The sequence below is a fragment of the Serratia sp. DFXYC6 genome, from assembly GCF_057196085.1.
In genome coordinates, this window is record NZ_JBXUNV010000005.1 from 229,524 (window position 1) to 255,325 (window position 25,802).

At 61.1% G+C, this 25,802-nt stretch carries 25 protein-coding genes and 1 pseudogene; 14 read left to right on the forward strand and 12 right to left on the reverse strand.

Annotated features, from left to right (window positions below; genetic code table 11):
- Positions 1 to 100 precede the first annotated feature (100 nt).
- Positions 101 to 1,051: a magnesium/cobalt transporter CorA gene (gene corA, locus AC2CGQ_RS22085; RefSeq protein WP_004934262.1), complete on the forward strand. Its 951-nt coding sequence runs from the start codon at positions 101 to 103 to the stop codon at positions 1,049 to 1,051.
- Between the two features lie 16 nt (positions 1,052 to 1,067).
- On the opposite strand, the gene rarD is transcribed toward corA, so the two are convergent.
- On the reverse strand, positions 1,068 to 1,955 hold the full coding sequence (gene rarD / locus AC2CGQ_RS22090; protein ID WP_004934265.1) for an EamA family transporter RarD: 888 nt from the start codon (positions 1,953 to 1,955) through the stop codon (positions 1,068 to 1,070).
- Between the two features lie 66 nt (positions 1,956 to 2,021).
- Entirely contained in the window at positions 2,022 to 2,492 is a 471-nt protein-coding gene (locus AC2CGQ_RS22095; protein ID WP_004934267.1) for a thioesterase family protein, read from the reverse strand.
- Positions 2,493 to 2,695: 203 nt separating this feature from the next.
- Here AC2CGQ_RS22095 and pldA point away from each other — a divergent pair, with 203 nt between their 5' ends.
- Genes pldA through rhtC form a run of 3 tightly spaced genes read left to right on the forward strand, consistent with a single transcriptional unit; the run spans position 2,696 to position 6,083 of the window.
- Positions 2,696 to 3,574, forward strand: coding sequence for a phospholipase A (gene pldA / locus AC2CGQ_RS22100; protein ID WP_004934270.1), 879 nt, complete (start codon positions 2,696 to 2,698; stop codon positions 3,572 to 3,574).
- 43 nt (positions 3,575 to 3,617) lie between these two features.
- Positions 3,618 to 5,450, forward strand: a complete 1,833-nt coding sequence (gene recQ / locus AC2CGQ_RS22105) for an ATP-dependent DNA helicase RecQ (RefSeq protein ID WP_031300091.1) — start codon at positions 3,618 to 3,620, stop codon at positions 5,448 to 5,450.
- 12 nt (positions 5,451 to 5,462) lie between these two features.
- The gene (gene rhtC, locus AC2CGQ_RS22110; RefSeq protein WP_004934276.1) at positions 5,463 to 6,083 is read left to right on the forward strand and encodes a threonine export protein RhtC; all 621 of its coding nucleotides are present in this window, start codon (positions 5,463 to 5,465) and stop codon (positions 6,081 to 6,083) included.
- A gap of 48 nt (positions 6,084 to 6,131) precedes the next feature.
- On the opposite strand, the gene rhtB is transcribed toward rhtC, so the two are convergent.
- A complete protein-coding gene (gene rhtB / locus AC2CGQ_RS22115) occupies positions 6,132 to 6,752 on the reverse strand; it encodes a homoserine/homoserine lactone efflux protein (RefSeq protein WP_004934282.1) in 621 nt (206 codons plus the stop codon).
- A 147-nt stretch (positions 6,753 to 6,899) separates the two neighbouring features.
- On the opposite strand from rhtB, the gene pldB reads away from it, so the two are divergent.
- On the forward strand, positions 6,900 to 7,943 hold the full coding sequence (pldB, locus tag AC2CGQ_RS22120) for a lysophospholipase L2 (protein WP_484593885.1): 1,044 nt from the start codon (positions 6,900 to 6,902) through the stop codon (positions 7,941 to 7,943).
- 4 nt (positions 7,944 to 7,947) lie between these two features.
- Complete coding sequence (gene yigL / locus AC2CGQ_RS22125) at positions 7,948 to 8,745, forward strand: sugar/pyridoxal phosphate phosphatase YigL (RefSeq protein WP_004934290.1); 798 nt, start codon at positions 7,948 to 7,950, stop codon at positions 8,743 to 8,745.
- 43 nt (positions 8,746 to 8,788) lie between these two features.
- On the opposite strand, the gene glpQ is transcribed toward yigL, so the two are convergent.
- Together glpQ and glpT are read right to left on the reverse strand one after the other, a co-directional pair.
- Entirely contained in the window at positions 8,789 to 9,868 is a 1,080-nt protein-coding gene (gene glpQ / locus AC2CGQ_RS22130; RefSeq protein WP_004934292.1) for a glycerophosphodiester phosphodiesterase, read from the reverse strand.
- 82 nt (positions 9,869 to 9,950) lie between these two features.
- On the reverse strand, positions 9,951 to 11,303 hold the full coding sequence (gene glpT, locus AC2CGQ_RS22135; RefSeq protein WP_015376273.1) for a glycerol-3-phosphate transporter: 1,353 nt from the start codon (positions 11,301 to 11,303) through the stop codon (positions 9,951 to 9,953).
- 364 nt (positions 11,304 to 11,667) lie between these two features.
- Here glpT and glpA point away from each other — a divergent pair, with 364 nt between their 5' ends.
- The 3 genes from glpA to glpC are packed head-to-tail and all read left to right on the forward strand — an operon-like array spanning position 11,668 to position 15,771.
- A complete protein-coding gene (gene glpA, locus AC2CGQ_RS22140) occupies positions 11,668 to 13,317 on the forward strand; it encodes an anaerobic glycerol-3-phosphate dehydrogenase subunit A (protein ID WP_021504814.1) in 1,650 nt (549 codons plus the stop codon).
- Positions 13,307 to 14,575 carry a glycerol-3-phosphate dehydrogenase subunit GlpB gene (gene glpB / locus AC2CGQ_RS22145; RefSeq protein ID WP_015376275.1) on the forward strand — a complete coding sequence of 423 codons (1,269 nt, stop codon included), beginning with the start codon at positions 13,307 to 13,309 and terminating at the stop codon, positions 14,573 to 14,575. The genes glpA and glpB overlap by 11 nt, the downstream gene beginning before the upstream one ends.
- Positions 14,572 to 15,771 (forward strand): anaerobic glycerol-3-phosphate dehydrogenase subunit GlpC, encoded by a 1,200-nt coding sequence (gene glpC / locus AC2CGQ_RS22150; RefSeq protein WP_015376276.1) that lies wholly within the window; start codon positions 14,572 to 14,574, stop codon positions 15,769 to 15,771. Before glpB ends, glpC begins: the two co-directional genes overlap by 4 nt.
- Positions 15,772 to 15,805: 34 nt before the next feature.
- On the opposite strand, the gene AC2CGQ_RS22155 is transcribed toward glpC, so the two are convergent.
- The 3 genes from AC2CGQ_RS22155 to AC2CGQ_RS22165 form a co-directional block, all read right to left on the reverse strand.
- On the reverse strand, positions 15,806 to 16,369 hold the full coding sequence (locus tag AC2CGQ_RS22155) for a DcrB family lipoprotein (RefSeq protein WP_015376277.1): 564 nt from the start codon (positions 16,367 to 16,369) through the stop codon (positions 15,806 to 15,808).
- Positions 16,370 to 16,449: 80 nt separating this feature from the next.
- The gene (locus AC2CGQ_RS22160; protein ID WP_004934307.1) at positions 16,450 to 16,884 is read right to left on the reverse strand and encodes a GNAT family N-acetyltransferase; all 435 of its coding nucleotides are present in this window, start codon (positions 16,882 to 16,884) and stop codon (positions 16,450 to 16,452) included.
- Positions 16,885 to 16,925: 41 nt separating this feature from the next.
- Positions 16,926 to 17,585, reverse strand: coding sequence for a 7-cyano-7-deazaguanine/7-aminomethyl-7-deazaguanine transporter (locus tag AC2CGQ_RS22165; RefSeq protein ID WP_004934310.1), 660 nt, complete (start codon positions 17,583 to 17,585; stop codon positions 16,926 to 16,928).
- A gap of 220 nt (positions 17,586 to 17,805) precedes the next feature.
- On the opposite strand from AC2CGQ_RS22165, the gene tusA reads away from it, so the two are divergent.
- The gene (tusA, locus tag AC2CGQ_RS22170) at positions 17,806 to 18,051 is read left to right on the forward strand and encodes a sulfurtransferase TusA (RefSeq protein WP_004934314.1); all 246 of its coding nucleotides are present in this window, start codon (positions 17,806 to 17,808) and stop codon (positions 18,049 to 18,051) included.
- A gap of 80 nt (positions 18,052 to 18,131) precedes the next feature.
- On the opposite strand, the gene AC2CGQ_RS22175 is transcribed toward tusA, so the two are convergent.
- The gene (locus tag AC2CGQ_RS22175) at positions 18,132 to 20,450 is read right to left on the reverse strand and encodes a zinc/cadmium/mercury/lead-transporting ATPase (protein WP_484593886.1); all 2,319 of its coding nucleotides are present in this window, start codon (positions 20,448 to 20,450) and stop codon (positions 18,132 to 18,134) included.
- Positions 20,451 to 21,132: 682 nt separating this feature from the next.
- On the opposite strand from AC2CGQ_RS22175, the gene AC2CGQ_RS22180 reads away from it, so the two are divergent.
- Positions 21,133 to 22,596: a serralysin family metalloprotease gene (locus AC2CGQ_RS22180; protein WP_484593887.1), complete on the forward strand. Its 1,464-nt coding sequence runs from the start codon at positions 21,133 to 21,135 to the stop codon at positions 22,594 to 22,596.
- Between the two features lie 55 nt (positions 22,597 to 22,651).
- Positions 22,652 to 23,029: an AprI/Inh family metalloprotease inhibitor gene (locus AC2CGQ_RS22185; RefSeq protein WP_015376281.1), complete on the forward strand. Its 378-nt coding sequence runs from the start codon at positions 22,652 to 22,654 to the stop codon at positions 23,027 to 23,029.
- A 40-nt stretch (positions 23,030 to 23,069) separates the two neighbouring features.
- On the opposite strand, the gene AC2CGQ_RS22190 is transcribed toward AC2CGQ_RS22185, so the two are convergent.
- Complete coding sequence (locus AC2CGQ_RS22190; RefSeq protein ID WP_015376282.1) at positions 23,070 to 23,696, reverse strand: lysoplasmalogenase; 627 nt, start codon at positions 23,694 to 23,696, stop codon at positions 23,070 to 23,072.
- Positions 23,697 to 23,856: 160 nt separating this feature from the next.
- Between AC2CGQ_RS22190 and AC2CGQ_RS22195 the strand changes: the two genes are divergently transcribed.
- Positions 23,857 to 24,213: a DUF2500 domain-containing protein gene (locus tag AC2CGQ_RS22195; protein ID WP_015376283.1), complete on the forward strand. Its 357-nt coding sequence runs from the start codon at positions 23,857 to 23,859 to the stop codon at positions 24,211 to 24,213.
- A 3-nt stretch (positions 24,214 to 24,216) separates the two neighbouring features.
- On the opposite strand, the gene AC2CGQ_RS22200 is transcribed toward AC2CGQ_RS22195, so the two are convergent.
- Together AC2CGQ_RS22200 and rsmD are read right to left on the reverse strand one after the other, a co-directional pair.
- Entirely contained in the window at positions 24,217 to 24,489 is a 273-nt protein-coding gene (locus AC2CGQ_RS22200; protein WP_004934327.1) for a DUF1145 family protein, read from the reverse strand.
- The gene (rsmD, locus tag AC2CGQ_RS22205) at positions 24,479 to 25,099 is read right to left on the reverse strand and encodes a 16S rRNA (guanine(966)-N(2))-methyltransferase (protein WP_015376284.1); all 621 of its coding nucleotides are present in this window, start codon (positions 25,097 to 25,099) and stop codon (positions 24,479 to 24,481) included. The genes AC2CGQ_RS22200 and rsmD overlap by 11 nt, the downstream gene beginning before the upstream one ends.
- A 242-nt stretch (positions 25,100 to 25,341) precedes the next feature.
- On the opposite strand from rsmD, the pseudogene AC2CGQ_RS22210 reads away from it, so the two are divergent.
- A pseudogene (locus AC2CGQ_RS22210) lies at positions 25,342 to 25,802 on the forward strand (signal recognition particle-docking protein FtsY); the annotation flags it as partial.

A 25,802-nucleotide genomic window follows, 5' to 3' on the forward strand; every position in this document is an offset into this window, starting at 1 on the left:
GATCTCTTCATGGTCTGAAACAAATCGGTGATACGCATCCCCTCTGTTTCTGTGCTTCAACGCGTTGTCCGCACCCGTTACCTTCACGGAGTTTTGGCACATGCTGAGCGCTTTTAAATTAGATAACCGCCGCTTGTCCCGTCTGGAACTGGACGACTCGGATGATCTCACGTCATCGCTGTGGGTTGATCTGGTCGAGCCGGAAGAGGGCGAGCGTGAGCGCGTGCAGAATGAGCTGGGACAAAGCCTGGCGACGCGTCCCGAACTGGACGACATCGAAGCCTCCGCCCGTTTCTTCGAAGACGAAGACGGTCTGCATATCCACTCCTTCTTCTACTTTGAAGATGCGGAAGATCACGCCGGCAACTCCACGGTGGCCTTCACCATCCGCGACGGTCGCCTGTATACCCTGCGTGAGCGTGAACTGCCGGCGTTTCGCCTGTACCGCATGCGCGCCCGCAACCAGACCATGCTCGAAGGCAACGCCTACGAACTGCTGCTGGATTTGTTCGAAACCAAGATTGAACAGCTGGCGGATGAGATAGAGAACATCTACAGCGATCTGGAACAGCTTAGCCGGGTGATCATGGAAGGGCATCAGGGCGACGAATACGACGCCGCGCTGTCGACGCTGGCGGAGCTGGAAGATATCGGCTGGAAGGTGCGTTTGTGTCTGATGGATACCCAGCGCGCGCTCAACTTCCTGGTGCGCAAGGCGCGTTTGCCGACCGGCCAGCTGGAGCAGGCGCGTGAAGTGCTGCGCGATATCGAATCCCTGCTGCCGCACAACGAATCGCTGTTCCAGAAGGTGAACTTCCTGATGCAGGCGGCGATGGGTTTCATCAACATCGAACAGAACCGTATCATCAAGATCTTCTCGGTGGTGTCGGTGGTGTTCCTGCCGCCTACGCTGGTGGCCTCCAGCTACGGCATGAACTTTGAATTCATGCCGGAACTGAAATGGTCGTTCGGCTACCCGGGCGCCATCACCTTGATGATCCTGGCGGGCCTGGCCCCTTACCTGTACTTCAAGCGCAAGAACTGGCTGTAACTCGGCGGCGCCGGGCTCAGCGCAGCTTGCGCTGGGTATAGAGCGCGTCGAGGGTGAACAGGATCAGCGCCGCCCAGATAAAGCCGAAGGTCACCAGCTTGTCCTGGCCGACGGTCTCGCCGTAGAAGGTGACCGCCAGCAGGAACATCAGCGTCGGGCCGAGATACTGGAAGAAACCGAGCGTCGACAGGCGCAGCCGGGTAGCCGCCGCGGTGAAGCACAGCAGCGGCACGGTGGTGACGATACCGGCGGCGACCAGCAGTAGATTCAGCGACCACGGGTTGGCGCTCAGGTGGCTGGTGGGGCTGTCGGCGAACAGGAACAGGTAGCCCGCCGCCACCGGCAGCAGCCACAGCGTTTCAATCAGCATGCCGGTCTGCGCGTCGATGGCGATTTTCTTGCGCAGCAGGCCGTAGAAGGCGAAGCTGAACGCCAGGCCCAGACCGATGATCGGCAATGAGCCGAACTGCCAGAGCTGCACCAGCACCCCGGTGAACGCCAGCGCCACCGCCACCCACTGCATGCGGCGGAAACGTTCGCCGAGAAACAGCATCCCCAACAGCACGTTAACCAGCGGGTTGATGAAGTAGCCCAGGCTGGCTTCCAGCATATGGTGATTGTTCACCGCCCAGATGAACAGCAGCCAGTTGCCGCCGATCAACAGCGCGGTGACCGCCAGCAACAGCAGCCGTTTGCGGTTTTGGCAGGCGGCGCGCACTTTCGGCCAGTTGCGGCCCAGCGTGATCAGCGCCAGCATGAAGAAAAACGACCAGATGATCCGGTGGGTGAGGATCTCGTCCGCGGATACTTGCTGGATCAGTTTGAAATAGGCCGGGGCGATGCCCCACATAAAATAGGCGGCCAGGGCGAAGAAAATGCCCTGACGCGTTTGCTTTGCGTCCATGACGTCACTCTGGTGGGGAACGTAAGATGCGGTGAGTGTACTGAAGTCGCTCACCGCACACAATCATCAGCCGACCAGATAGGTGGCGGTAGCGGTGGCGATATGCAGGCCGTCGTGGTTATGCAGTTCTACGCGCGCGACGGCGACCTTGTTGCCGCTGCGCAGCACGCTGGCGGAGGCGACGAAGTGTTCGCCGCGGCCGGGGCGCAGATAGTCGACGCGCAGATCGATGGTGCCCATGCGCGACAGTTTGGCGGCGATCTCTTCTTCGATCAGCGGTTCCATACGCGTCAGCACGCCGCCGGCGCAGGCCAGCCCGGCGGCGACGTCGAGCACCGCGGCGATCACGCCGCCGTGCAGAATTTCCTGCGCGGCGTTGCCCACCAGCTTGCGCTGGTTGGTGAAGCTCAGCTCGACGTAGTCATCGTCGAAGCGGCGCAGCTCCAGGCCAAGCTCGCGGTTGAACGGCATGTGGTAGACAAAGATTTCGCCGATCTTGCGGCGGGCGGCTTCCAGGGTCAGAGCAGTGGTTGACATAGCGGGGTTCCGTTTTTCTTTTGCGTTTTAAGGGAGCTAACTGGTCAGTCCAGGTTAATGGAATGTTGATTTTATGCTTAACCTTTGTTGCTTTCCAGACTATTCCAATAAAACCGGACCGCGCTGCGGTAAATCCTCCTTTGTGTGTAAAATGGCCTGATTTTTTCCGGGCTTGCCCTTTTTCGTTGGAGTAAGGAGAGGTTATGCGCATTTTGTCAGGGATCGTTTCCGCCACGCTGTTGATGCCGGCGCTGGCATTGGCTGAGGAAGCCAAAGAGCAGCAGATTCACGATAAGCCGGCGGTGCGCGGCAGCATTATCGCCAACCTGCTGCAGGAGCACGATAATCCATTCACGCTGTATCCTTACGATCCCAATTACCTGCTGTACACCGACACCAGCGATATCAACAAAGAAGCCATCAAGACGTACAACTGGGCCGACAAGGCGCGCAAGGACGAGGTGAAATACCAGCTTAGCCTGGCGTTTCCGCTGTGGCGGGGCATTGCCGGTGACAACTCGGTGCTCGGCGCGTCTTATACTCAGCGCTCCTGGTGGCAATTGTCCAACCGCGGCGAGTCTTCGCCGTTCCGCGAGACCAACTACGAGCCGCAGCTGTTCGTGGGGTGGGCGACCGATTACCGCTTTGCCGGCTGGACGCTGCGCGATGTTGAAATCGGCGTTAACCATCAGTCTAACGGCCGCTCGGATCCGACGTCGCGCAGCTGGAATCGCGGCTATGCGCGGCTGATGGCGCAAAATGGCAACTGGCAGGTGGATCTCAAGCCCTGGTTCCGCTTCTCGGAGAGCTCGAGCAACGACGACAACCCGGACATCACCAAATACATGGGATACTACCGGTTGAAGGTCGGTTACGCCTGGGGCGACAGTGTGTTCAGCGTCGACAGCCACTACAACTGGAACAGCGGCTACGGCGGCGCGGAACTGGGCTGGAGTTACCCGATCACCCGCAACGTGCGTTTCTATACCCAGGTGTTCAGCGGCTACGGCGAATCGCTGATCGACTACAACTTCCGGCAGACACGGGTGGGCGTTGGTGTCATGCTGAACGATATTATGTAATCATACCCGATGGGTGTGTACCGATGAAAAAATGGGGAAGTGTGTGTCAACCGCAGCAGTGATTAACAGAGAGTTGCTGGCCGAGCAGGTATTGCGCGATACCTTTGGCTACCAGCAATTCCGCCCGGGCCAACAAACGATTATCAACGCCGCGATCGGCGGGCAGGATTGCCTGGTGGTGATGCCGACCGGCGGCGGCAAGTCGCTGTGTTACCAAATCCCGGCGCTGGTGATGGACGGCCTGACGCTGGTCGTTTCCCCGTTGATCTCGCTGATGAAGGACCAGGTCGACCAACTGTTGGCCTACGGCGTTTCCGCCGCCTGCTACAACTCGACGCAAACCCGCGAGGAGCAGCTGGACGTTATGGCCGGCTGCCGCAACGGTACCATCAAGATGCTGTACATCGCGCCGGAGCGGCTGATGATGGAAAGCTTCCTCAGCCTGCTCGATCACTGTCCGCCGGCGATGCTGGCGGTGGATGAGGCGCACTGTATTTCGCAGTGGGGCCATGACTTCCGGCCGGAATATCGCGCGCTGGGTCAGCTGAAACAGCGCTTCCCGTCGATGCCGGTGATCGCGCTGACCGCCACCGCCGACGAGGCCACCCGCGGCGATATCGTGCGCCTGCTGTCGCTGCAGGACCCGCTGGTGCAGGTCAGCAGCTTCGACCGGCCGAACATCCGCTACACGCTGGTGGAAAAATTCAAACCGCTCGATCAGCTGTGGCGCTTCGTGCAGGATCAGCGCGGCAAGAGCGGCATTATCTATTGCAACAGCCGCGCCAAGGTGGAAGACACAGCCGCGCGCCTGCAAAGCCGCGGGCTGAGCGTCGGCGCTTATCACGCCGGGCTGGACAACGATCGCCGCGCCCAGGTGCAGGAAGCGTTCCAGCGTGACGATCTGCAGGTGGTGGTGGCCACCGTCGCCTTCGGCATGGGCATCAACAAACCCAACGTGCGTTTCGTGGTGCATTTCGACATCCCGCGCAATATCGAATCCTATTATCAGGAGACCGGCCGCGCCGGGCGCGACGGCCTGCCGGCCGAAGCCATCCTGCTGTACGATCCGGCCGATATGGCCTGGCTGCGCCGCTGCCTGGAAGAGAAACCCGCCGGGCAACAGCTGGACATCGAGCGCCACAAGCTGAATGCCATGGGGGCGTTCGCCGAGGCGCAAACCTGCCGCCGCCTGGTGCTGCTCAACTACTTTGGCGAAGGCAAGCACGAAAACTGCGGCAACTGCGATATCTGCCTCGATCCGCCCAAGCGCTACGACGGGCTGGAGGACGCGCGCAAGGCGCTGTCCTGCGTGTATCGCGTCGGCCAGCGCTTCGGCCTCGGGTACATCGTGGAAGTGCTGCGCGGCTCCAACAACCAGCGTATCCGCGAATATGGCCACGACAAGCTGCCGGTGTACGGCATCGGCCGCGATCAGACCACCGAACACTGGACCAGCGTGCTGCGTCAGCTGATCCACCTGGGTTTTATCACCCAGAACATCGCCATGCACTCGGCGCTGCAATTGACCGAGGCGGCGCGCCCGGTGTTGCGCGGCGAGGTGGCACTGCAGCTGGCGGTGCCGCGCATTCAGAGCCTGAAGTCGCGCAGCAGCGCCAACCAGAAATCCTACGGCGGCAATTACGATCGCAAGCTGTTCGCCAAGCTGCGCAAACTGCGCAAGTCGATCGCCGACGAAGAAAACATTCCTCCCTACGTGGTGTTCAACGACGCCACGCTGCTGGAAATGGCCGAACAGATGCCGATCAAGGCCGGCGATCTGCTGAGCGTCAACGGCGTCGGCCAGCGCAAACTGGAGCGTTTCGGCGCGCCCTTTATGGCGATGATCCGCGACCATCTCGACAATGACGAAGACTGAGGGCGATAAATCATGCTAATGCTGTTTCTCACCGTGGCGCTGGTGCATCTGATTGCGCTGATGAGCCCGGGGCCGGACTTCTTTTTTGTGTCGCAAACCGCCGCCAGCCGTTCGCGCCGCGAGGCGATGATGGGCGTGGTCGGCATTTCGCTCGGCATCGTGGTGTGGGCCGGCGTGGCGTTGATGGGGCTGCACCTGATCCTGCAGAAGATGGCCTGGCTGCATCAGATCATCATGGTCGGCGGCGGGATGTACCTGTGCTGGATGGGGTGGCAACTGCTGCGTTCCGCGCGGGCGCAGCAAGCGCAGCCGGCAGCGGAGGCCCAGGTGGCGTTGCCCAAGGCCGGGCGCAGCTTTATTCGCGGCTTCCTGACCAATCTGTCCAACCCGAAAGCGGTGATCTATTTCGGCAGCGTGTTCTCGCTGTTCGTCGGCGACAGCGTTGGCGCCGGAGCGCGCTGGGGGCTGTTCTTGCTGATCGTCGCCGAGACCTTTGTCTGGTTCAGCCTGGTGGCGGTGGTGTTCGCGCTGCCGGCGATGCGCCGCGGTTATCAGCGGTTGGCCAAGTGGATAGACGGGGTGGCGGGCGTGCTGTTTACCGGCTTCGGGTTACACCTGATCTTTACCCGCTGACCGGCAGTGAAATGCCCAAGGCCGAGCAGCGATGCCCGGCCTTTTTTGTCAGGCTTTGCGGGCAGTCGCCAGCAGCCCCGCCACCAGAATGAACAGCGAACCGAACAGTCGGTTGAGCAACTGCATCTGGCGCGGCGTTCTCAGCCAGCCGGCGATGCGCGTCGCCAAAGTGGCGTAACCGATCATCACCAGAATATCCACCACCACGGTGGTGACGCCGAGCACCAGATACTGCTCGGCCTGCGGCTGATTGGGCAAGATGAACTGCGGGAACAGCGCGGCGAGAAACACGATGCTTTTCGGGTTGGTCAGGTTGACCAGCACCGCGCGGCGGAACAGACGGCGGCGCGGCATGCTGCCCGCCAGCGCATGCAGATCCAGCGCGCCGGCGGCGCGCCACTGCTGGATGCCGAGCCACACCAGGTAGGCGGCGCCCAACCATTTCAACAGTTCGAACGCCAGCAGCGATTGCGATATCAGCGCGCCGAGACCGATGCCCACCAGCACGATGTGCGCGCTCAGCCCGACCTGCAGCCCGGCTATCGAGGCGGCGGCGCCGCGATAGCCGTGGCTGATGCCGGTGCTCATGGTATTGATGGCGCCTGAGCCGGGGGAAAGGCTCAGGATAAGCGTGGTCAGCAGATAGGTTAACCACCAGTCCAAGGTCATGGTGCTTCGGCTCCCTGAAAGTGTCGTTTTGTGCCACAATGCGCCGAGGCGGCGCTGTTTTTGTCAGAATTGAATCACAATACGCTAGTATGATTTCTTGTGCCAGCGGTCACATTTTCCGCCGGCCCCACAGGGAAAACGCTCTCGATGACCTCGTTCACTCTCAGCTCCGATGACTGGTTAACGCGTGAAACGCAGTTCGCTGCCTTCGCCACCGGGCCGCTGCTGGATTTCTGGCGGCAGCGCGAAGAAGGCGAATTCAGCGGCGTGGACGGCGTGCCGATCCGCTTTGTGCGCTTCAGTTCTGCGCGGCATCAGCGAGTGGTGGTGGTCAGCCCCGGCCGCATCGAAAGCTACGTGAAATACCCTGAGGTGGCCTACGATCTGTTCCACTGCGGCTACGACGTGGTGATCGTCGATCATCGCGGCCAGGGGCGTTCCGGGCGTTTACTGGCGGATACGCACCGCGGTCATGTGGTAAACTTCGCCGACTACGTGGACGATTTCGAACAGCTGTGGCTGCGCGAGGTCGAATCGCACGGTTATCGGCAGCGCTTCGCGCTGGCGCATTCGATGGGCGGCGCGATCCTGGCGCAGTTTCTGCAGCGCCGGCCGCAGGCGTTCGACGCGGCGGCGTTTTGCGCGCCGATGTTCGGCATCCGGCTGCCGATGCCGGGTTGGCTGGCCGATCGCATTCTCGACTGGGCGGAGACCCGCCCGGCGATCCGCGACTATTACGCGGTGGGCACCGGCCAGTGGCGTCCGCTGCCCTATGTGGTCAACGTGTTGACCCATAGCCGCGAGCGTTACCGGCGCAGCCTGCGTTATTATGCCGATTACCCCGAGCTGCAGGTGGGCGGGCCGACCTACCATTGGGTGCGGGAGAGCATCCGCGCCGGCCGGCAGATTATCGCGCAGGCCGGGAAGATCACCACGCCGCTGTTGCTTTTGCAGGCCGGTGAAGAACGGGTAGTCGACAACCGTTCGCACCAGGCTTTTTGTCAGGCTCTGTCAGACGCGGGGCGGCCTTGCGAAGGGGGGCTCCCGTGGGTTATCAACGGCGCACGCCATGAGATCCTGTTCGAGCGGGACGCGCTGCGCGCCGAAGCACTGAACGCAATTCTGCGCTTCTTTGCTCAACACTTAGGCGGCACGCTGCCGCCGACAACTCCATCAGAGGTTAGAACATAACGCTATGTATCACGTCGTCGCTTCCGATTTAGATGGCACGCTGCTGTCTCCCGACCATACCCTGTCGCCGTACGCTAAAGAAACGCTGAAGTTGCTGACTCAGCGCGGCGTGCATTTCGTGTTCGCCACCGGCCGCCACCATATCGACGTGGCGCAGATCCGCGACAGCCTGGAGATCAGCGCCTTTATGATCACTTCCAACGGCGCACGGGTGCACAACACCGCCGGCGAACTGATTTTCAGCCACAACCTGGACGGGGATATCGCCCGCGATCTGTACGGCATGCTGCACGACGATCCGGATATCACCACCAACGTCTACCGTAACGACGATTGGTTTACCAACCGCGAAAGCCCGGAGCAGGAAGAGTTCTTCCAGGAGTCGGTGTTCAAATATCAGCTGTTTGAGCCGGGCCTGCTGGAAACCGACGGCGTCTGCAAGGTTTACTTCACCTGTGAAGATCACGAGCGGTTGCTGCAGGTGGAAGACGCCATCAACGCGCGCTGGGGCGATCGGGTCAACGTCAGCTTCTCGTTCCCTACCTGCCTGGAAGTGATGGCGGGCGGCGTGTCGAAAGGGCATGCGCTGGAAGAAGTGGCCAAGATCATCGGCTATACGCTGCAAGAGTGCATCGCCTTCGGCGACGGCATGAACGATCTGGAGATGTTGTCGATGGCCGGCAAGGGCTGCATCATGCGCGACGCACATCAGCGCCTGAAGGACATGCTGCCGGAGCTGGAAGTGATCGGCTCCAACGTCGATAACGCGGTGCCGCACTACCTGCGCAAGATGTTCCTTTGAAATAACCATTAAATAATAAGGGCGCCTCGCGGCGCCCTTGGCATTACTTGTGCTGGCCCTGCTTCTGCAGGAACTGCACGCCCTTGTCCGGGAAGTCGGTGAACACGCCGTCGACGCCGGCCTGGTTGTAAATCACGTCATACAGCTGGTTCACGTCGGTCACGTACTTCGGCAGCGCATCGGCGCGGATGGTGAACGGATGCACCGCCAGCTTGCTGGCGTGCGCTTCTTTCACCATGTCGGTCAGCACGATGTGACCCGGCTTGGATTTTTCCGCCACCACCAGCATGTGGTAGTCCGGCCCGATGCCGTCGGCATACTGAGCGATTTTCTTCATCGCGCCCGGTTTGAACATCCAGTCGTAGTCGTATTCCACCCACTTGCCATCGGCTTTCTGCTCGTAGGTTTCCTGCCAGTCGTTATAGGCGATCAGCTGCACCAGCTTCAAATCCATGCCCAGCTTCGGCTCCAGCTCGTTCTTGATGCGCTTGAGCTCGTTGGCGTCGAAGCACTGCAGGTAGACGTTGTCGTTTTTGCCGGTGTAGCCGTACTGCTTGAGCACCGCCAGCACTTTACTGGAGATGTCTTTGCCTTCCTGTTTGTGGAACCACGGCGCCTTGATTTCAGGGTAGATGCCGATGTTCTTGCCGGTCGAATGGTTCAGACCCTGCACGAACTCGATCTCTTCCTGGAAGGTGTGCACGCGGAAGTCGGATTTGCCCATCGGGAAGCGGCCAGGGTAGCCCTGCACCTTCTTGCCGTTTTCGATTTCAAAGCCTTCGGTGAACTTCAGCGATTTGATCTCCGCCAGCGTAAAGTCGATGGCGTAATAACGGCCGTCTTTACGCGCGCGGTCCGGGAAGCGTTCGGCGACGTCGGTGACGCGATCGAGGTAATGGTCGTGCAGCACCACCAGCTCGTTGTCCTTGGTCATCACCAGATCTTGTTCGAGATAATCGGCGCCCTGCGCGTAGGCCATCGCCTTCGCCGGCAGGGTGTGTTCCGGCAGGTAGCCGCTGGCGCCGCGGTGGGCGATCACCACTTTGTCCGCCGCCTGCGCGGCGCTGACCATCGAGGTGGCGAGAATGATCCCTGTCAGCAGGGCTTTGACTTGAGTCCGCATTCCGTTTTCTCCGTGTTGTTGGGGGCAGGGTAGTAAAAAGGCCGCAGGGCGGCCTTTAAATCATGCAAAAGTCGTGTGACGCTTAACCGCGCTTGGCGGCGATTTCCGCGTGGTGTTTCTTCTCGTTCAGCATGGTCAGCAGCAGCAGGATGACCGCTGCGATGCTGCCGCCGATCATCACCATGAAGCCGCCGTCCCAACCGAAGAAGTCCACGGTGTAACCGACGATGGCGCTGGCCGCGACCGAGCCGCCCAGGTAGCCGAACAGGCCGGTGAAGCCCGCGGCGGTGCCGGCGGCTTTCTTCGGCGCCAGCTCCAGCGCGTGCAGGCCGATCAGCATCACCGGGCCGTAGATCAGGAAGCCGATGACCAGCATACAGATCATGTCCACGGTCGGGTTGCCGGCCGGGTTCATCCAGAACACCACGGTGGCGATGGTCACCAGCGTCATGAAGAACACGCCGGTGGCGCCGCGGTTACCTTTGAACACTTTGTCCGACATCCAGCCGCACAGCAGAGTGCCCGGGATACCGGCGTATTCATACAGGAAGTAGGCCCAGGAAGACTTGTCCAGCGCGAAGTGCTTCACTTCTTTCAGGTAGGTCGGCGACCAGTCCAGAATGCCGTAACGCAGCAGGTAGACGAACACGTTGGCGACCGCGATGTACCACAGCAGCTTGTTCGGCAGGATGTACTGCATGAAGATCTGCTTGGCGGTCAGCTCTTCTTCGTCTTTTTCGCTGTAGTCGTCCGGATAGTCGTTTTTGTACTCTTCAATCGGCGGCAGGCCGCAGGATTGCGGGGTGTCGCGCATCAGGGCGAAGGCGATCAGGGCCACCAGGATGGCGCCGAAGGCCGGCATGTACAGCGCCGCGTGCCAGTCGTTGAACCAGGCCATACCCAGCAGGAACAGCAGCGGCGGCAGGCCGCCACCCACGTTGTGGGCGCAGTTCCAGATGGAAACGATGCCGCCGCGTTCTTTCTGCGACCACCAGTGCACCATGGTACGGCCGCACGGCGGCCAACCCATGCCCTGGAACCAGCCGCACAGGAACAGCAGAACGAACATCACCGCGATGCTGGAGGTGGCCCACGGCACGAAGCCCATGAACAACATCACCGCCGCCGCCAGGATCAGGCCGGCAGGCAGGAACACTCGCGGGTTGGAACGGTCGGAGACCGAACCCATGATGAATTTGGAGAAGCCGTAGGCGATGGAGATGCCCGACAGCGCGAAGCCGAGGTCGCCGCGGCTGAAGCCTTGTTCGATCAGGTAAGGCATGGCCAGGGTGAAGTTCTTACGCACCAGATAGTAAGCGGCGTAACCGAAGAAGATCCCCAGGAAAATTTGCCAGCGCAGCTTACGGTAGAGCGGGTCTACCTTATCGCTCGGCACACGGGCGATGTGTGCGGCCGGCTTAAAAATACTCAACATGAGCGCCTCCGATGGCTTTATCTGTTATCACATCAATATGACCTTTTACGTTCATTTGATGATTGAGCGGATATCGAATGTGGTGTTTTTGTGTTCCATAACGAGCGCCATTGTCGACAAATACGCCTGGTGTCGCTGTGACGAATGGCGCAATTGTTACACTTTCATGAAACCACGGCGGATTTTGAGCGATTCGTTAACGTTATGAAATAGAAAAACGTCCAAAAATCGTGATTATGATCACATTGATGGTTTTTTGTGGACATTTTTATTTCGTTTTATGTTCGTTCTTGTTCCTTATCAAACAAAGACCCTAATAACCGTGGCTCAATAGGCTCATAACTACCGATCCTGAGGGAGCGACATGAGCAGCTATTTTGACGGCGGCGAAACGGATGTGATCATCATCGGCGGCGGCGCCACCGGCGCAGGCATTGCCCGCGATTGTGCGCGGCGCGGCTTGCGCTGCATTTTGCTGGAGCGTCACGACATCGCCACCGGCGCCACCGGCCGCAACCACGGCTTGCTGCACAGCGGCGCGCGCTATGCGGTGACCGACGGCGAGTCGGCGCGCGAGTGCATCGAAGAGAACCGCATCCTGAAACGCATCGCGCATCACTGTATCGAGCGCACCGATGGGCTGTTCATCACCCTGCCGCAGGACTCGCTGGAGTATCAGCAACAGTTTATCGCCGCCTGTCGCCAGGCCGACATCGACGCCGAAGCGATCGACCCGCAGCTGGCGCTGCGGCTGGAGCCGGCGGCTAATCCGGCGCTGATTGGCGCGGTGCGGGTGCCGGACGGCACCGTCGATCCTTTCCGGCTGACCGCCGCCAATATGCTGGATGCGCGCGAACACGGCGCGCAGATCCTGACTTACCACCAGGTGGTCGGATTGTTGCGCAGCGGCGACCGGGTGACGGGCGTGCGCGTTTACGACCATCAGAATCAGCGGCGCTATGAGCTGCACGCAGCGGTGGTGGTCAACGCCGCCGGCATCTGGGGCCAGCAGATCGCCGAATACGCCGATTTGCGTATCCGCATGTTCCCGGCCAAGGGAGCGCTGCTGATCCTCGGTCACCGCATCAACAACATGGTGATCAACCGCTGCCGCAAACCGGCGGACGCCGACATCCTGGTGCCGGGCGACACCATCTCGCTGATCGGCACCACCTCGACCCATATCGACTACGACCAAATTGACAACATGCTGGTGACCCCGCAGGAGGTGGACATTCTGATCCGCGAGGGGGCGCTGCTGGCGCCCACCCTGGCGCAGACCCGCATTCTGCGTGCCTATGCCGGGGTGCGGCCGCTGGTGGCCAGCGACGACGATCCCAGCGGGCGCAATGTCAGCCGCGGCATCGTGCTGCTCGATCACGCCGCCCGCGACGGGCTGGAAGGGTTTATCACCATCACCGGCGGCAAGCTGATGACCTACCGCCTGATGGCGGAGTGGGCCACCGACAAGGTATGTGAAAAGCTCGGCGTAAATAGTCCGTGCACCACCGCGCAGGACGCGCTGCCCGGATCCCGTCAGTCGGCGGAGGAAACGGTGCGCAGCGTGGTTTCTCTGCCCGCCAGCATCCGCGGCTCGGCGATTTACCGGCACGGCGATCGCGCCAGCCAGGTGCCGGCGGCCGATCGGCTCGACACCAGCCTGGTGTGCGAGTGCGAGGCGGTGACCGCCGGGGAAGTGCGCTATGCGGTCAATTCGCTGACCGTCAATAACCTGGTGGATCTGCGCCGCCGCACCCGCGTCGGCATGGGCACCTGCCAGGGTGAACTCTGCGCCTGCCGCGCCGCCGGACTGCTGACGCGCTTCAAGGTCAGCACGCCGCAGCAATCCATCGCGCAGCTGTCGCAGTTCCTCAACGAACGCTGGAAAGGCGTGCGGCCGATCGCCTGGGGCGATGCGCTGCGCGAGAGTGAATTTACCAGTTGGGTTTACCAGGGATTATGCGGGCTTGAGGCCCAGGCAGACAAAGAGCAGGAGGCGGATGATGCGATTTGACGTAGTGGTGATTGGCGGCGGCCTGGCGGGCCTGAGCTGCGCCATTGCCGTGGCCGAACAGGGCAAACGCTGTGCGGTGGTCAGTTCCGGCCAGAGCGCGCTCTACTTCTCCTCCGGCTCGCTCGATCTGCTGGCGAGATTGCCGGACGGCACGCCGGTCGAGATGCCACTGGCGGCGCTGCCGCAGCTGGCGCAACAGGCGCCGCAGCATCCGTATTCTCTGATTGGCCCCGGCCGGGTGGCGGCGCTGTCCGCCGCCGCGCAGCGGCTGCTGGAACGCTGCGGGCTGAATCTCCAGGGCGAGGGGGTGAACAACCATCTGCGCATCACGCCGCTCGGCACGCGCCGCGCCACCTGGCTCAGCCCGCAGGCGATCCCGACGCTGCCGCTGACCGGCCAACTGCCCTGGCGGCGCATTGCGGTGATCGGCATCGAAGGGTTCCTCGACTTCCAACCGCAGATGGCCGCCGACGCCTTAAGCCGCGAGCTCGGCGTGCAGACGGACGTGGCCTATCTGCACATGCCGGCGCTGGACAGATTGCGCAATAACCCCAGCGAGTTCCGCGCGGTGAACATCGCCCGGGTACTGGATTTGATGGAAAGCCTGCCGCCGTTGGCTGAAGAGCTGCGGCGGCTGGCGGGCGAGGCCGAGGCGCTCTTCCTGCCGGCCTGTCTGGGCCTGGAGGACGACGCGTCGCTGGCGGTGTTGCAGGATGCGGTCGGCAAGCCGGTCCGACTGCTGCCGACGTTGCCGCCTTCGGTGCCCGGCATGCGCTTGCACCAGGCGTTGCGGCGGCGTTTCCAACAGCTGGGCGGCGTTTTCATGCCGGGCGACAGCGTGCTGCGCGCCGAGTGTGAAGCCGGCCGCGTCACCGGCCTGTATACCCGCAACCACGGCGATATTCCGCTGCGGGCGCAGCAGGTGGTGCTGGCCAGCGGCAGCTTCTTCAGCAACGGGCTGGTGGCGGATTTCGATGAAGTGCGTGAGCCGATCTTCGGGCTGGACGTGCACAGCCGCGCCGATCGCGCCGACTGGAGCCGACGCGAGCTGTTCGCGCCGCAGCCTTACCTGCAGTTCGGCGTGCGTACCGACGGCAGGCTGCGGGCGATGAAGCAGGGAGTGCCGTTCGACAATCTGTATGCCATCGGTGCGGTCGCCGGCGGTTACGATCCGCTGCAGCAGGGCTGCGGCGCCGGCGTGTCATTGATCGGTGCGCTGCACGTTGCGCAGCAGATCGCCGCGGAGGAGAACGCATGAGCCTGCATCAGGATCACAGCTTTGAAAGCTGCATCAAATGTACCGTCTGCACCACCTACTGCCCGGTCGCCAAAGTGAACCCGCTCTACCCGGGGCCGAAACAGGCGGGGCCGGACGGCGAGCGGCTGCGGCTGAAAGACCCGACGCTGTACGATGAAGCGCTGAAATATTGCACCAACTGCAAGCGTTGTGAAGTGGCCTGCCCGTCCGATGTCAAAATCGGCGACATCATTCAGCGCGCCCGCGCCGACTTTGCCCAGAGCAAGCCGACGCTGCGTGACGCCATCCTCAGCCACACCGATATCATGGGATCGCTGTCGACGCCGTTCGCGCCGATCGTCAACGCCGCCACCGGGCTGAAACCGGTGCGCAAGCTGCTGGACAAGGCGCTGAAGATCGATCACCGTCGTGAACTGCCGAAATACTCGTTCGGCACCTTCCGCCGCTGGTACCGGCAACAGGCGCAGGCGCAGCAGCGTTACGCCGAGCAGGTGGCGTTCTTCCACGGCTGCTTCGTCAACTATAACCACCCGCAGCTGGGCAAGGATTTGGTCCGGGTGTTCAACGCGCTGGATATCGGCGTGCAGCTGCTGAAACGCGAGAAATGCTGCGGCGTGCCGCTGATCGCCAACGGGTTTATCGAGCAGGCCAAAAAGCAGGCCAGGGTCAATGCCGAATCGCTGCATGAAACGGTGCTGGAGCGCGGCATTCCGGTGGTGGCCACTTCGTCGAGCTGCACCTTCACCCTGCGTGACGAATACCCTCATCTGCTGGACGTGGACACCACTGCGGTGCGCGAGCGGGTGGAGCTGGCGACGCGCTATCTCTATCGTCTGATCAATCAGGGGCGCAGCCTGCCGCTCAAGCGCACGCCGCTGCGGGTGGCTTATCACACGCCTTGCCATATGGAGAAGATGGGCTGGACCGCCTACACCCTGGAGCTGCTGCGGCAGATACCGGGGCTGGAGCTGGTGGTGCTGGATTCGCAGTGCTGCGGCATCGCCGGCACCTACGGGTTCAAATCGGAGAACTACGCCACGTCGCAGGGTATCGGCGCACCGCTGTTCCGGCAGATAGAAGAGAGCGGGGTGGATCTGGTGGTGACCGACTGCGAGACCTGCAAATGGCAGATAGAAATGTCCACCAGCAAACGCTGCGAACATCCGATCACCCTGCTGGCGCAGGCGCTGGCATAAAGCGAAAGGGCCGGCAAGCCGGCCCTTTGTGGGATTACTGCTTCAGCTTCAGGGTGGAGATGATGCCTTCGGCTTCGGTCTGCGCCTGCTGCTGATTGTCCGCCGGCAGCGTTACCTGAATGGTCAGCATGTTGTTGTTCAGCGAGCCGATCAGGACGGAAGAATAGGCTTTCTCGCCGCCGCTGGTGATGATGCTGTCCAGCTGACGCAGCGGTACACCGTTGACGTCGAGCGCTTTGTTGGTGATCACCTGCAGGTTGGCGTCACGCGCGCGTTGGGTATTCTCCAGGCGCTTGGCCAGGGTCTCCAGGCTGTCGGCGGTCTTGTCACCCAGGATCACAATCACCGCGCGCTGGCCGGTGCTGTCTGCGTAAACATGCATGTTGTTGGCCTGGTTGCCCAGCTTGCCGCTCTGATCCGCCATGCCGACAGGCAGGGTGAACGCCAGTTTACCGTCCAGCAGGCTCACCTGCTGCCCGGCCGGCGCGCTGGCCGCCGCGCCGTCCGTTGCCGCCTTGGTGTCTTTGGTTTCGCCGTCGCAGGCCGCGAGGCCAAGCGCCAGCAGGCTGATACCCATCAATTTCGCTACTTTACGCATCGGGCTTCCTTCTTCCTTTCCGGTAGGGATTCACTGTCGTATCGCAACCTATTCCAGGTTGAAATGCAAGGCAGATGTTGTCACAAGTTTTTTTCCAGTAATAGCCGATAATCAGCCACTTCGCCTTTCTTTTCCAGCTGAACAATCTGATAGTGGTGGGCGATCAGCATCGTCAGCATGGCGCGGAACCGGTTACGGGTTTTGACCGTCAGTTGGCGATAGCCCTGCGCCCGCGCCCAGCGCTCTTGTTCGGCCAACAAGGCCTGCGCCACGCCGTGGCGACGAAATGCCGGCAACACGCCGCCCAGCCAGCTGTAAAACACCGTTTCCTGCCGTTGATAACCGAGTTTGAAACCGGCCGGTTGCCCGGCTATCTCGGCGATCAACAGGCTGGCGGGGGCGGCGCCGATGCGCCGCTGCAGATCGGCCAGGCTATGCAGGCCGCCGAATTCAGGGATGCGTTGGTAAAGGCGGTGGATGTCTTCAAGCGTGGCGGTGCGGACGATTGGGGTCATGAGCGGCCTCCAAAGGATAGGGCCGCCCAGAATAACACGACTCAGCCCGGCTGCAGGCCGCCGCTGCGCGCCGCGATGCGTTTGAGCAGCATGTTCAGCAACACGCCGTACATCGGCAGGAAGAACAGCAGGCAGATCATCACCTTGAAGCTGTAATCCACCAGCGCGATCTCCACCCAGTTGTTGGCCATGAAGGGATCGCTGCTCTTATAAAAGGCGATGAAGAAGAACGCCAGCGTATCGCTGATGTTGCCGAGGAACATCGCCGCCGCCGGCGCCACCCACCAGGCGCTGCGTTGACGCAGGCGGTTGAAGACGTGTACGTCGAGGATCTGGCCGAGCACATAGGCCATAAAGCTGGCGACGGCGATGCGCGCCACGAACAGGTTAAAACTGTTCAGCGCCGCAAAGCCCTGCCATTCTCCCTGATAGGTGACGGTGGAGATCACATAAGAGATGAACAGCGCCGGCACCATCACCGCCAGGATGATGCGCCGCGCCAGCGGCGCGCCGAAGATGCGCACGGTCAGATCGGTCGCCAAGAAGATAAACGGGAAAGTAAAGGCGCCCCAGGTGGTATGGAAGCCGAAAACGGTGATCGGCAGCTGCACCAGGTAGTTGCTGGAGGTAATGATGGCGATATGAAACAGCGAAAGCCAGACCAACGCGGTAAAGCGCTGCTGTGCGGTAAACGAATACATGTTGTAGCCTTTTTAGCAGTGGGGTGAGGGAACCCAGTGTGTCTTGTCAAAACAGCAAAAAACGCTGCGCGGCGGCATGATACGCGTTTGCGCAACCAATGCAATGGTTAAATTTAACGCAAACGTTAACGCATCTTGCGCAGAAAAACTACCGGCGTAAACTAGGCGCTAATGAGATGCGGCGAGCGTTCGCCGATCGTTTTTGAACGAGAAAAATTGCATGACTGACTTATTTGCCCAGGCAGACCAGACGCTCGACGCGCTGGGGCTGCGCTGTCCGGAACCGGTGATGATGGTGCGCAAAACCGTGCGCCATATGGACAACGGCGAAACGCTGCTGATTATCGCCGACGATCCGGCCACCACCCGCGATATCCCGGGGTTCTGCCGCTTTATGGAGCATACGCTGGTGGCGCAGGAGACCGAACAGGTGCCATACCGTTATCTGTTACGTAAAGGCGTCTAACGGCGGCGCGGCCGAGTTAAAAGTTCCCTCCCCCAAATGACAACGGGCGCGGTATGCCGCGCCCGTGTTTGTTTCAGAGCTTAGCTGCGCTTTCTCAATAGCCGCAGCGCGTTGGCGGTGACCAGCGCGGTGGCGCCGGAGTCAGCCAGCACCGCCAGCCACAAACCGGTCAGCCCCAGCAGGCTGGTGATCAGGAAGACCCCCTTCAACCCCAGCGCGATGGTGATGTTTTGCCGGATATTGGCGTGGGTGGCGCGCGAGATGCGGATCATCTCCGCGACGCCCACCAGCCGATTGTGGGTCAGGGCGGCGTCGGCGGTTTCCAGCGCCACGTCGGTGCCGCTGCCCATGGCGATGCCGATGCTGGAGGCTTTCATCGCCGGGGCGTCGTTGATGCCGTCGCCGATCATCGCCGTCGGGCGCAGTTCGCTCAGCTCGGTGACTGCGCTGACCTTATCTTCCGGCAGCAGACCGGCGCGATAGTCGAGGCCCAGCTCGCCGGCGATCGCGGCGGCGGCGCGCGGGTTGTCGCCGGTCAGCATCACGCCGCGAATGCCCAGCGCGTTCAGTTCGGCTATCGCCTGCTTGGCGTCGCCGCGCAGCGTATCGCGCAGCGCCAGCAAGCCGATGGGCGCGCCGTCTTCCAGCACCACCACCGCCGTTTTGCCGGCGTTTTCCAGCTTGTCTACCTGGCTCTGCCATTGGGCGTCGAGCAGGCCCGGCGCCAGCTTGCCCGGCGCGCTGATCAGCACGGTCTTGCCGTCCACGATCCCTTCCACGCCGACGCCGGCCAGCGCGCGGCGCGCCTGCGCCAGCGGCAACTCAGCCCCGCTTGCGGCGGCGCGGTTGATGATCGCCTGCGCCAGCGGGTGATGTGAACCGGCTTCCACCGCGGCGGCAAGCTGCAGCAGCCGCTGTTCGGTGAGCGCGCCGATCGGCAGCACGTCGGTCACCGTCGGCTTGCCTTCGGTCAGGGTGCCGGTTTTATCGAAGGCGATGGTTTGGATCTGGCCCAGTTGCTCCAGCGCCGCGCCGCCTTTAATCAGCGCGCCGCGCCGCGTGGCGGCCGCCAGTCCGGATGTGATGGCCGCCGGCGTTGAGATCACCAGCGCACATGGGCAGCCGATCAGCAGCAGCGTCAGGCCGCGATAGATCCAGGTATCCCACGGCTGCGAGAACAGCAGCGGTGGCACCAGGATCACCGCGACGGCCAGCAGCATAATGGCCGGGGTGTAATAGCGGCTGAAGCGATCGAGGAAGCGTTCGATCGGCGCGCGGCGCTCTTCGGCCTCTTCAATCAGCTGCAGGATGCGGTCGATGGCGTTTTTGCCGGGCTCGGATATCACCTTCATCTGCGCCGCCTGATCGACGGACAGGCTGCCGGCGGCCACTTTCTCCCCCTGTTGGCGCTCGACCGGCACCGATTCGCCGGTCAGGGCGCTTTCATCGAAGCTGGCGAACGGATTGAGCAGCTCGGCGTCGGCCGGCAGGCGCCCACCGGGCGCGATTTCAATCACGTCGCCGGGGCGCAGGCTGGCGACCGGCACGCGTTTGCGTTCCGTGCCTTGCAGCAGCAGCGCATCTTCCGGCACCAGCTCCATCAGCGCTTTCACCCCGCGCCGTGCGCGGTTGGCGGCGTAGGATTCCAGCAGTTCGCCGACCATAAACAGCAGCAGCACCATCGCCGCTTCGGCGGTGGCGCCGATGAACAGCGCGCCGATGGCCGCCACGCTCATCAGCGTTTCGATGGCAAACGGCGTGCCGGAACGAATCAAACGCAGCGCCTTGGCGGCGACCGGCGCCAACCCGACCAGCGTGGTGGCGATAAAGGCGATGCGGCCCAGCTCCGGGTTAACCCGATCCAGCACCCAACTGACCACCATCAGGGTGGTTAACAGCAGCAGCGGCGCGAATTCGCCGAAGCGTGAGGTTTTCGGCGCGGCGGCTTTGGCGGTCTGAGCGCCGAGCAGGGTAAAGCCGGCCTGGGCGACCGCGTCCTGGATCCGCAGGCTGAGGTCGGACTGCGCGTCGACCACCAGTTTCTCGGTGGCGAACAACACGCGCGCGCTGTCGACGCCGGGGAGTGCGGTGACGGCATTTTCGATTTTCTTGGCGCAGCTGGGGCAGTCCATGCCGGTGACTTTCCAGCTGAAACGTTGGCTGCCGGAAGGGGGAGCGGCGGCCAGCCTGTCGCTTTCCTCGTCCGGATCGTCGGGCGCGGCGGTGCAGCAGCCGCTATCGCCATGATCGTGATGATGGTGGGCGTGTTCGGCCTGTGCGGCGGCGTTTTTCGGTTCGCTGCTGCAGCCGTGCTGAGTTTTGCTGTGGCTGTGGTTGCAGCCGCATCCGCCTTCGGCGTGGTGATGTTCCTGATGATTATGGTTTTGCTGATTGTGCATAACGTCCCCCTGCGGGCTGTTAAACGGGTTTGCTCAACTGACTCTACACCCTGGAGTCCACTCCAGAGTCAAGCGCCGGATGAGAATTATTGCTAACGGCGTTCAAGCGTAGAAAGGGGGTATTCATTCAATAATGAATAATGCGGATTTTAATCTATCGGCTTTTCTTATCCCCTATTGGGGGGAAAAGGCTCGCCACCGTTAGTTTAAATAAGAAAATAATATTCCTATAGAAACTAAAAAATCGCCCGACCTAATAATAAAGAGTTATTAATCTATAACGCTTTAGCAAAATTTACCTTTTCCCCTGAGTAAAGCCAGCATGATTCGCTTGAGTCTGCAGGCCGCATTGCTATTGAAGTTTGGTGCCAACTTATCCTCATCAAGTTTCATTTGCTTTGTAAAGAAGCCTAAAAAGCAGCATAACAAACTTTCGTTGCGATAATAAATGGTTGATTATTTTATGTGCGGTTTTGCGACCCTGCCTATAATTGGAATCGATTACCATTTTTAATGGTGATCTTATTTGCTGATATATATGCATTAATTCTACCTAACACACTGCCGGTAACGGCGCATAAGCCCCTTCCAGCAAGCTTAAGGTTTATTAACCGTGGCTTACGGGGAGGTTATGTCTATCTGTCTGATTGATATCAATCAGGTAATGAGTGGAATCGAACCAATGCAATCTACTAAAAAGGCAATTGAAATTACTGAATCCAGCCTTGCGGCCGCGACAACCGGCTACGATGCTGTAGATGACCTGCTGCATTATCATGAGCGGGGTAACGGGATTCAGATTAATGGCAAGGATTCATTTTCTAATGAGCAAGCTGGGCTGTTTATTACCCGCGAGAACCAAACCTGGAACGGTTACAAGGTATTTGGCCAGCCGGTCAAATTAACCTTCTCCTTCCCGGACTATAAGTTCTCTTCCACCAACGTCGCCGGCGATACCGGGCTGAGCAAGTTCAGCGCGGAACAGCAGCAGCAGGCTAAGCTGTCGCTGCAGTCCTGGGCTGACGTCGCCAATATCATCTTCACCGAAGTGGCGGCCGGTCAAAAGGCCAATATCACCTTCGGCAATTACAGCCAGGATCGTCCCGGCCACTATGATTATGGTACCCAGGCCTACGCCTTCCTGCCGAACACCATTTGGCAGGGCCAGGATTTGGGTGGCCAGACCTGGTACAACGTCAACCAATCCAACGTGAAGCATCCGGCGACCGAAGACTACGGCCGCCAGACGTTCACCCATGAGATTGGCCATGCGCTGGGCCTGAGCCACCCGGGCGACTACAACGCCGGTGAGGGCAACCCGACCTATAACGACGTCACCTATGCGGAAGATACCCGCCAGTTCAGCCTGATGAGCTACTGGAGTGAAACCAACACCGGTGGCGACAACGGCGGTCACTATGCCGCGGCTCCGCTGCTGGATGACATTGCCGCCATTCAGCATCTGTATGGCGCCAACCTGTCGACCCGCACCGGCGACACCGTGTACGGCTTTAACTCCAATACCGGTCGTGACTTCCTCAGCACCACCAGCAATTCGCAGAAAGTGATCTTTGCGGCCTGGGATGCGGGTGGCAACGATACCTTCGACTTCTCCGGTTATACCGCTAACCAGCGCATCAACCTGAATGAGAAATCGTTCTCCGACGTGGGCGGCCTGAAGGGCAACGTCTCGATCGCCGCCGGTGTGACCATTGAGAACGCCATTGGCGGTTCCGGCAACGACGTGATCGTCGGCAACGCGGCCAACAACGTGCTGAAAGGCGGCGCGGGTAACGACGTGCTGTTCGGCGGCGGCGGGGCGGATGAACTGTGGGGTGGTGCCGGCAAAGACATCTTTGTGTTCTCTGCCGCCAGCGATTCCGCACCGGGTGCTTCCGACTGGATCCGCGACTTCCAGAAAGGGATCGACAAGATCGACCTGTCGTTCTTCAATAAAGAAGCGAATAGCAGTGATTTCATCCACTTCGTCGATCACTTCAGCGGCACGGCCGGTGAGGCGCTGCTGAGCTACAACGCGTCCAGCAACGTGACCGATTTGTCGGTGAACATCGGCGGGCATCAGGCGCCGGACTTCTTGGTGAAAATCGTCGGCCAGGTAGACGTCGCCACGGACTTTATCGTGTAACACAGCAACGGAACGCCCGGCGCAGTCTCGGCCGGGCGTGATGCAGGAGCCCGGTATGAAAGGTACTTTAACGCGCGCCGCTTTGGCGGCGGGTGGCATGATGGTGACGAGTGCGGTGATGGCCGGCAGTTTGGCATTGCCGACCGCGCAGTCGCTGGCGGGGCAATGGCAGGTGGCCGACAGCGAACGGCAATGCCAAATCGAGTTTCTGGCGCATGAACAAAGCGAGACCAACGGCTATCAGCTGGTGGATCGGCAACAGTGTTTGCAGAGCGTGTTTGCGGCGGAAGTCGTGGGCTGGCGCCCGGCTCCGGACGGCATCGCCCTGCTGCGGGCGGATGGCAGCACGCTGGCGTTCTTCTCGCGCGACGGCGATCTGTACCGCAATCAGCTGGGTGCGGATGATGCTCTGACGTTGAAAGCGCTGGCTTGATGAAGAAACGGGTTCGGCGCGCCGAACCCGCGGTAGGTCTCTACAGGTAGAGCGAACGCACGATCAGGAAGTGGCCGGAGAAGTAACAGAAAGCCACGATGGCGTCCGCCGCGCGGAAGGTGAAGCGGTAGCGGTTGAGCAGCCAAACCACGTTGGCCAGCAGCAGCAGCGAGGTGCCGGTCAGCAGCGAGAAGCCGAAATCGGTGCTGCGCAGGAAATATTGTTCGCCCGCCAGCCAGACCATCAGCAGCGTCATCGCCACGTAGGTAACGATCGGCCAGCGCATCTCTTCCAGCCGGGTCCAGACGGTGGCCAGCAGCAGTGCGCCGATCGCCAGCAGCGCCAGCGGCAGCGGCCAGAACAGGCTGAACGTCATCTGGCTGGCGAAACTCAGGGTGTACAGCAGGTGGGACAGGAAAAAGGCGCCGATGGCATACAGCACCCGTTCGCGCGGCAACAGGAGCAATGCGTCGCCGATCAGCGTCGCCAGCAGGCCGAGTACGATCAGATAACCCGCAGCGCTGAGCACCGGCGCCTGCCAGGCCAACAGCAACAGCAGCAGCAGCGTGACGGGTTTGAACACCCAGCGCTGCCAGCGCGGCCCACGGTAAGAGGCGTCGACGAACAGCCAACCGGAAAAGAATACGGCAAGGAACGGCCAACTCATTAATGTCTTCCTTATGTATGAGGGAGCCGCAACAACCGGCTCCAAACTGTCACCAATGTCACTTCTTCATTTCAGTGTAGGTAGCCTGCCGGCGATCGACAATGCTTTCTTGAGAATGCTATGTTTACGCTGATTTAGCCGCGAAGGAAATGGGAAACCGATGAGTAAGCCACCGTTATTTTTTGTCGCCGTGATTGCGCTGATCGCCGTGCTGGCCACGCAACGCTACTTCAAGCAGCGGCAGCAGGAGGCGGAAAACGATCGCGCGCCGATGCGCAGTCTGCAGGTGACGGTGAGCGACAAACGCGCGGTGCCGGTCACCAAGACCCGCGCGCCGCAGCGCGAGCCGTTGGTCAATGAACCGATGAATTACGAGGTGGTGTTCAGCCCGGTACAGGGAGGTGAAGACATCCAGCTGCGGCTGAAGCAATGGCAGTACAACCCGATAGAAAAGGGCGCGCAGGGCACGTTGAACATGCAGGGCACGCGCTTCGTCTCGTTCACCGCTCAGCCGTAGCGGTCACTTCTTCTTGATGGGCGGCTGTTTCTTTTGCCAGGCCAGCAGCTCGAACACGCCAAAGATAAAGATCTTGGCCTCTTGCCAGTAGCTGATCGGCTGATCCTTCGGCTGGGTGGATTTCAACAGCACCAGCTGCAGGCCGTGCATCACCACCATAAAGAACAGCGCCACGTCGATGAAATACTTCAGCGGCTTGGGAAACGGATGGAACAGGTTAGAGAGCAGGAAGCCCCACACGCACAGCATCAGCAGGCGGCCCAGATTAATCAACATGGTCGGTTTTCTCTTGCGAACGAATATAAAGGCGATAGGCCACCTGGCCGGCGACCTTCTCCCGGTGCAGTTGCCAGCTGGCAGGCACGTCCGCCGCGGCGCTTTCCGCCTCGGCTTCTACATAGATCCAGGCCTCGTCGGCCAGCCAGCCGCGTTGCTCCAGCAACAGGGCGGTCTCCGCCAGCAGGCCTTTGCGAAACGGCGGATCGAGGAACACCACGTCGAACGGTTGGCCATCGCCCGCCAGCCAGCTCAGCGCGTTGGTGTTGATAACCACCCCTTTGCCCTGCAGCAGCGCCAGATTTTTTTCCAGCTGCTGCGCCACCGGCCGTTCGAATTCGAGCAGCGTGGCGCTGCCGGCATAGCGCGACAGCGCTTCCAGCCCCAATGCGCCGCTGCCGGCGAAACAGTCGAGGCAGCGCGCGCCCTGAATCACCGGCGCCAGCCAGTTGAACAGGGTTTCGCGTACCCGATCGGTGGTGGGGCGCAGCCCCGGGCTGTTCGGCACCGGGAGTTTGCGACCGCGCCATTGGCCGCCGATGATGCGGATCTGTCCGGCTGCGGCCTGGGGCGGTTTTTTGGCCGCCGCCCGTGGCGAGAGTCTTGTCATAAGCGTTGTTTGGTTTCTTTCGCGGCGCGGGGCCGCCGAGGTTAACGAAAAGTTGTCCCTATTCTACCGGTGACGGGCGTCGGGGGGAACGGTAAAACGTTGTTGTCTGATTTCACGCCGGAAAGCATGCCGGATGCGTGTTGCTGGGCGAGGGAAAGTGATAGACTCGGCGGATTATTGTCAGCATATATCCTTCAGGTATGGAGGGTAAGCGAGCCTTCGGTACGGAGTAGAGTCATAACATGGCAAAAGATAAGAAACGTGGGTTTTTCTCCTGGCTGGGGTTTGGCCAGAAGGAGAAGGAAGAAGATCAACAGCAACCTGAGCCGTCGGTAGAGCAGGCGGAACCTCAGGCCGCGGAGACGCCGGCTGAACCGGTCACCGCCAAGCTGGACGACAAGCTCCCCGCCCAGGAATCTGAACCTGCCGCCTCCGTCGACACCCCGGGAGAGTGGGATAACGGTCAGGCCGGCGAGCAAATCGCGGAAAATCTGCCGGCAGCGGCCGAGCATCCGGCGGCGCAAGCGCTGGCCGAAGAGATCGTCAGCGTCACCGAACAGGTGGCGGCGCAGCAGCAACCTGTTACCGAACCCGAGCCGGTCGTCGAACCCGAGCCAGTCATCGAACCTGAGCCGGTCGTCGAACCCGAGCCGGTCGTTGAGCCTGAGCCGGTCGTTGAGCCTGAGCCGGTCGTTGAGCCTGA

Bases quoted from the DNA above. Each gene is read 5' to 3' on its own strand.
- corA (WP_004934262.1), top strand. From the start codon at position 101: ATGCTGAGCGCTTTTAAATTAGATAACCGCCGCTTGTCCCGTCTGGAA.
- rarD (WP_004934265.1), bottom strand. From the start codon at position 1,955: ATGGACGCAAAGCAAACGCGTCAGGGCATTTTCTTCGCCCTGGCCGCC.
- AC2CGQ_RS22095 (WP_004934267.1), bottom strand. From the start codon at position 2,492: ATGTCAACCACTGCTCTGACCCTGGAAGCCGCCCGCCGCAAGATCGGC.
- pldA (WP_004934270.1), top strand. From the start codon at position 2,696: ATGCGCATTTTGTCAGGGATCGTTTCCGCCACGCTGTTGATGCCGGCG.
- rhtC (WP_004934276.1), top strand. From the start codon at position 5,463: ATGCTAATGCTGTTTCTCACCGTGGCGCTGGTGCATCTGATTGCGCTG.
- rhtB (WP_004934282.1), bottom strand. From the start codon at position 6,752: ATGACCTTGGACTGGTGGTTAACCTATCTGCTGACCACGCTTATCCTG.
- pldB (WP_484593885.1), top strand. From the start codon at position 6,900: ATGACCTCGTTCACTCTCAGCTCCGATGACTGGTTAACGCGTGAAACG.
- yigL (WP_004934290.1), top strand. From the start codon at position 7,948: ATGTATCACGTCGTCGCTTCCGATTTAGATGGCACGCTGCTGTCTCCC.
- glpQ (WP_004934292.1), bottom strand. From the start codon at position 9,868: ATGCGGACTCAAGTCAAAGCCCTGCTGACAGGGATCATTCTCGCCACC.
- glpT (WP_015376273.1), bottom strand. From the start codon at position 11,303: ATGTTGAGTATTTTTAAGCCGGCCGCACACATCGCCCGTGTGCCGAGC.
- glpA (WP_021504814.1), top strand. From the start codon at position 11,668: ATGAGCAGCTATTTTGACGGCGGCGAAACGGATGTGATCATCATCGGC.
- glpB (WP_015376275.1), top strand. From the start codon at position 13,307: ATGCGATTTGACGTAGTGGTGATTGGCGGCGGCCTGGCGGGCCTGAGC.
- glpC (WP_015376276.1), top strand. From the start codon at position 14,572: ATGAGCCTGCATCAGGATCACAGCTTTGAAAGCTGCATCAAATGTACC.
- AC2CGQ_RS22155 (WP_015376277.1), bottom strand. From the start codon at position 16,369: ATGCGTAAAGTAGCGAAATTGATGGGTATCAGCCTGCTGGCGCTTGGC.
- AC2CGQ_RS22160 (WP_004934307.1), bottom strand. From the start codon at position 16,884: ATGACCCCAATCGTCCGCACCGCCACGCTTGAAGACATCCACCGCCTT.
- AC2CGQ_RS22165 (WP_004934310.1), bottom strand. From the start codon at position 17,585: ATGTATTCGTTTACCGCACAGCAGCGCTTTACCGCGTTGGTCTGGCTT.
- tusA (WP_004934314.1), top strand. From the start codon at position 17,806: ATGACTGACTTATTTGCCCAGGCAGACCAGACGCTCGACGCGCTGGGG.
- AC2CGQ_RS22175 (WP_484593886.1), bottom strand. From the start codon at position 20,450: ATGCACAATCAGCAAAACCATAATCATCAGGAACATCACCACGCCGAA.
- AC2CGQ_RS22180 (WP_484593887.1), top strand. From the start codon at position 21,133: ATGCAATCTACTAAAAAGGCAATTGAAATTACTGAATCCAGCCTTGCG.
- AC2CGQ_RS22185 (WP_015376281.1), top strand. From the start codon at position 22,652: ATGAAAGGTACTTTAACGCGCGCCGCTTTGGCGGCGGGTGGCATGATG.
- AC2CGQ_RS22190 (WP_015376282.1), bottom strand. From the start codon at position 23,696: ATGAGTTGGCCGTTCCTTGCCGTATTCTTTTCCGGTTGGCTGTTCGTC.
- AC2CGQ_RS22195 (WP_015376283.1), top strand. From the start codon at position 23,857: ATGAGTAAGCCACCGTTATTTTTTGTCGCCGTGATTGCGCTGATCGCC.
- AC2CGQ_RS22200 (WP_004934327.1), bottom strand. From the start codon at position 24,489: ATGTTGATTAATCTGGGCCGCCTGCTGATGCTGTGCGTGTGGGGCTTC.
- rsmD (WP_015376284.1), bottom strand. From the start codon at position 25,099: ATGACAAGACTCTCGCCACGGGCGGCGGCCAAAAAACCGCCCCAGGCC.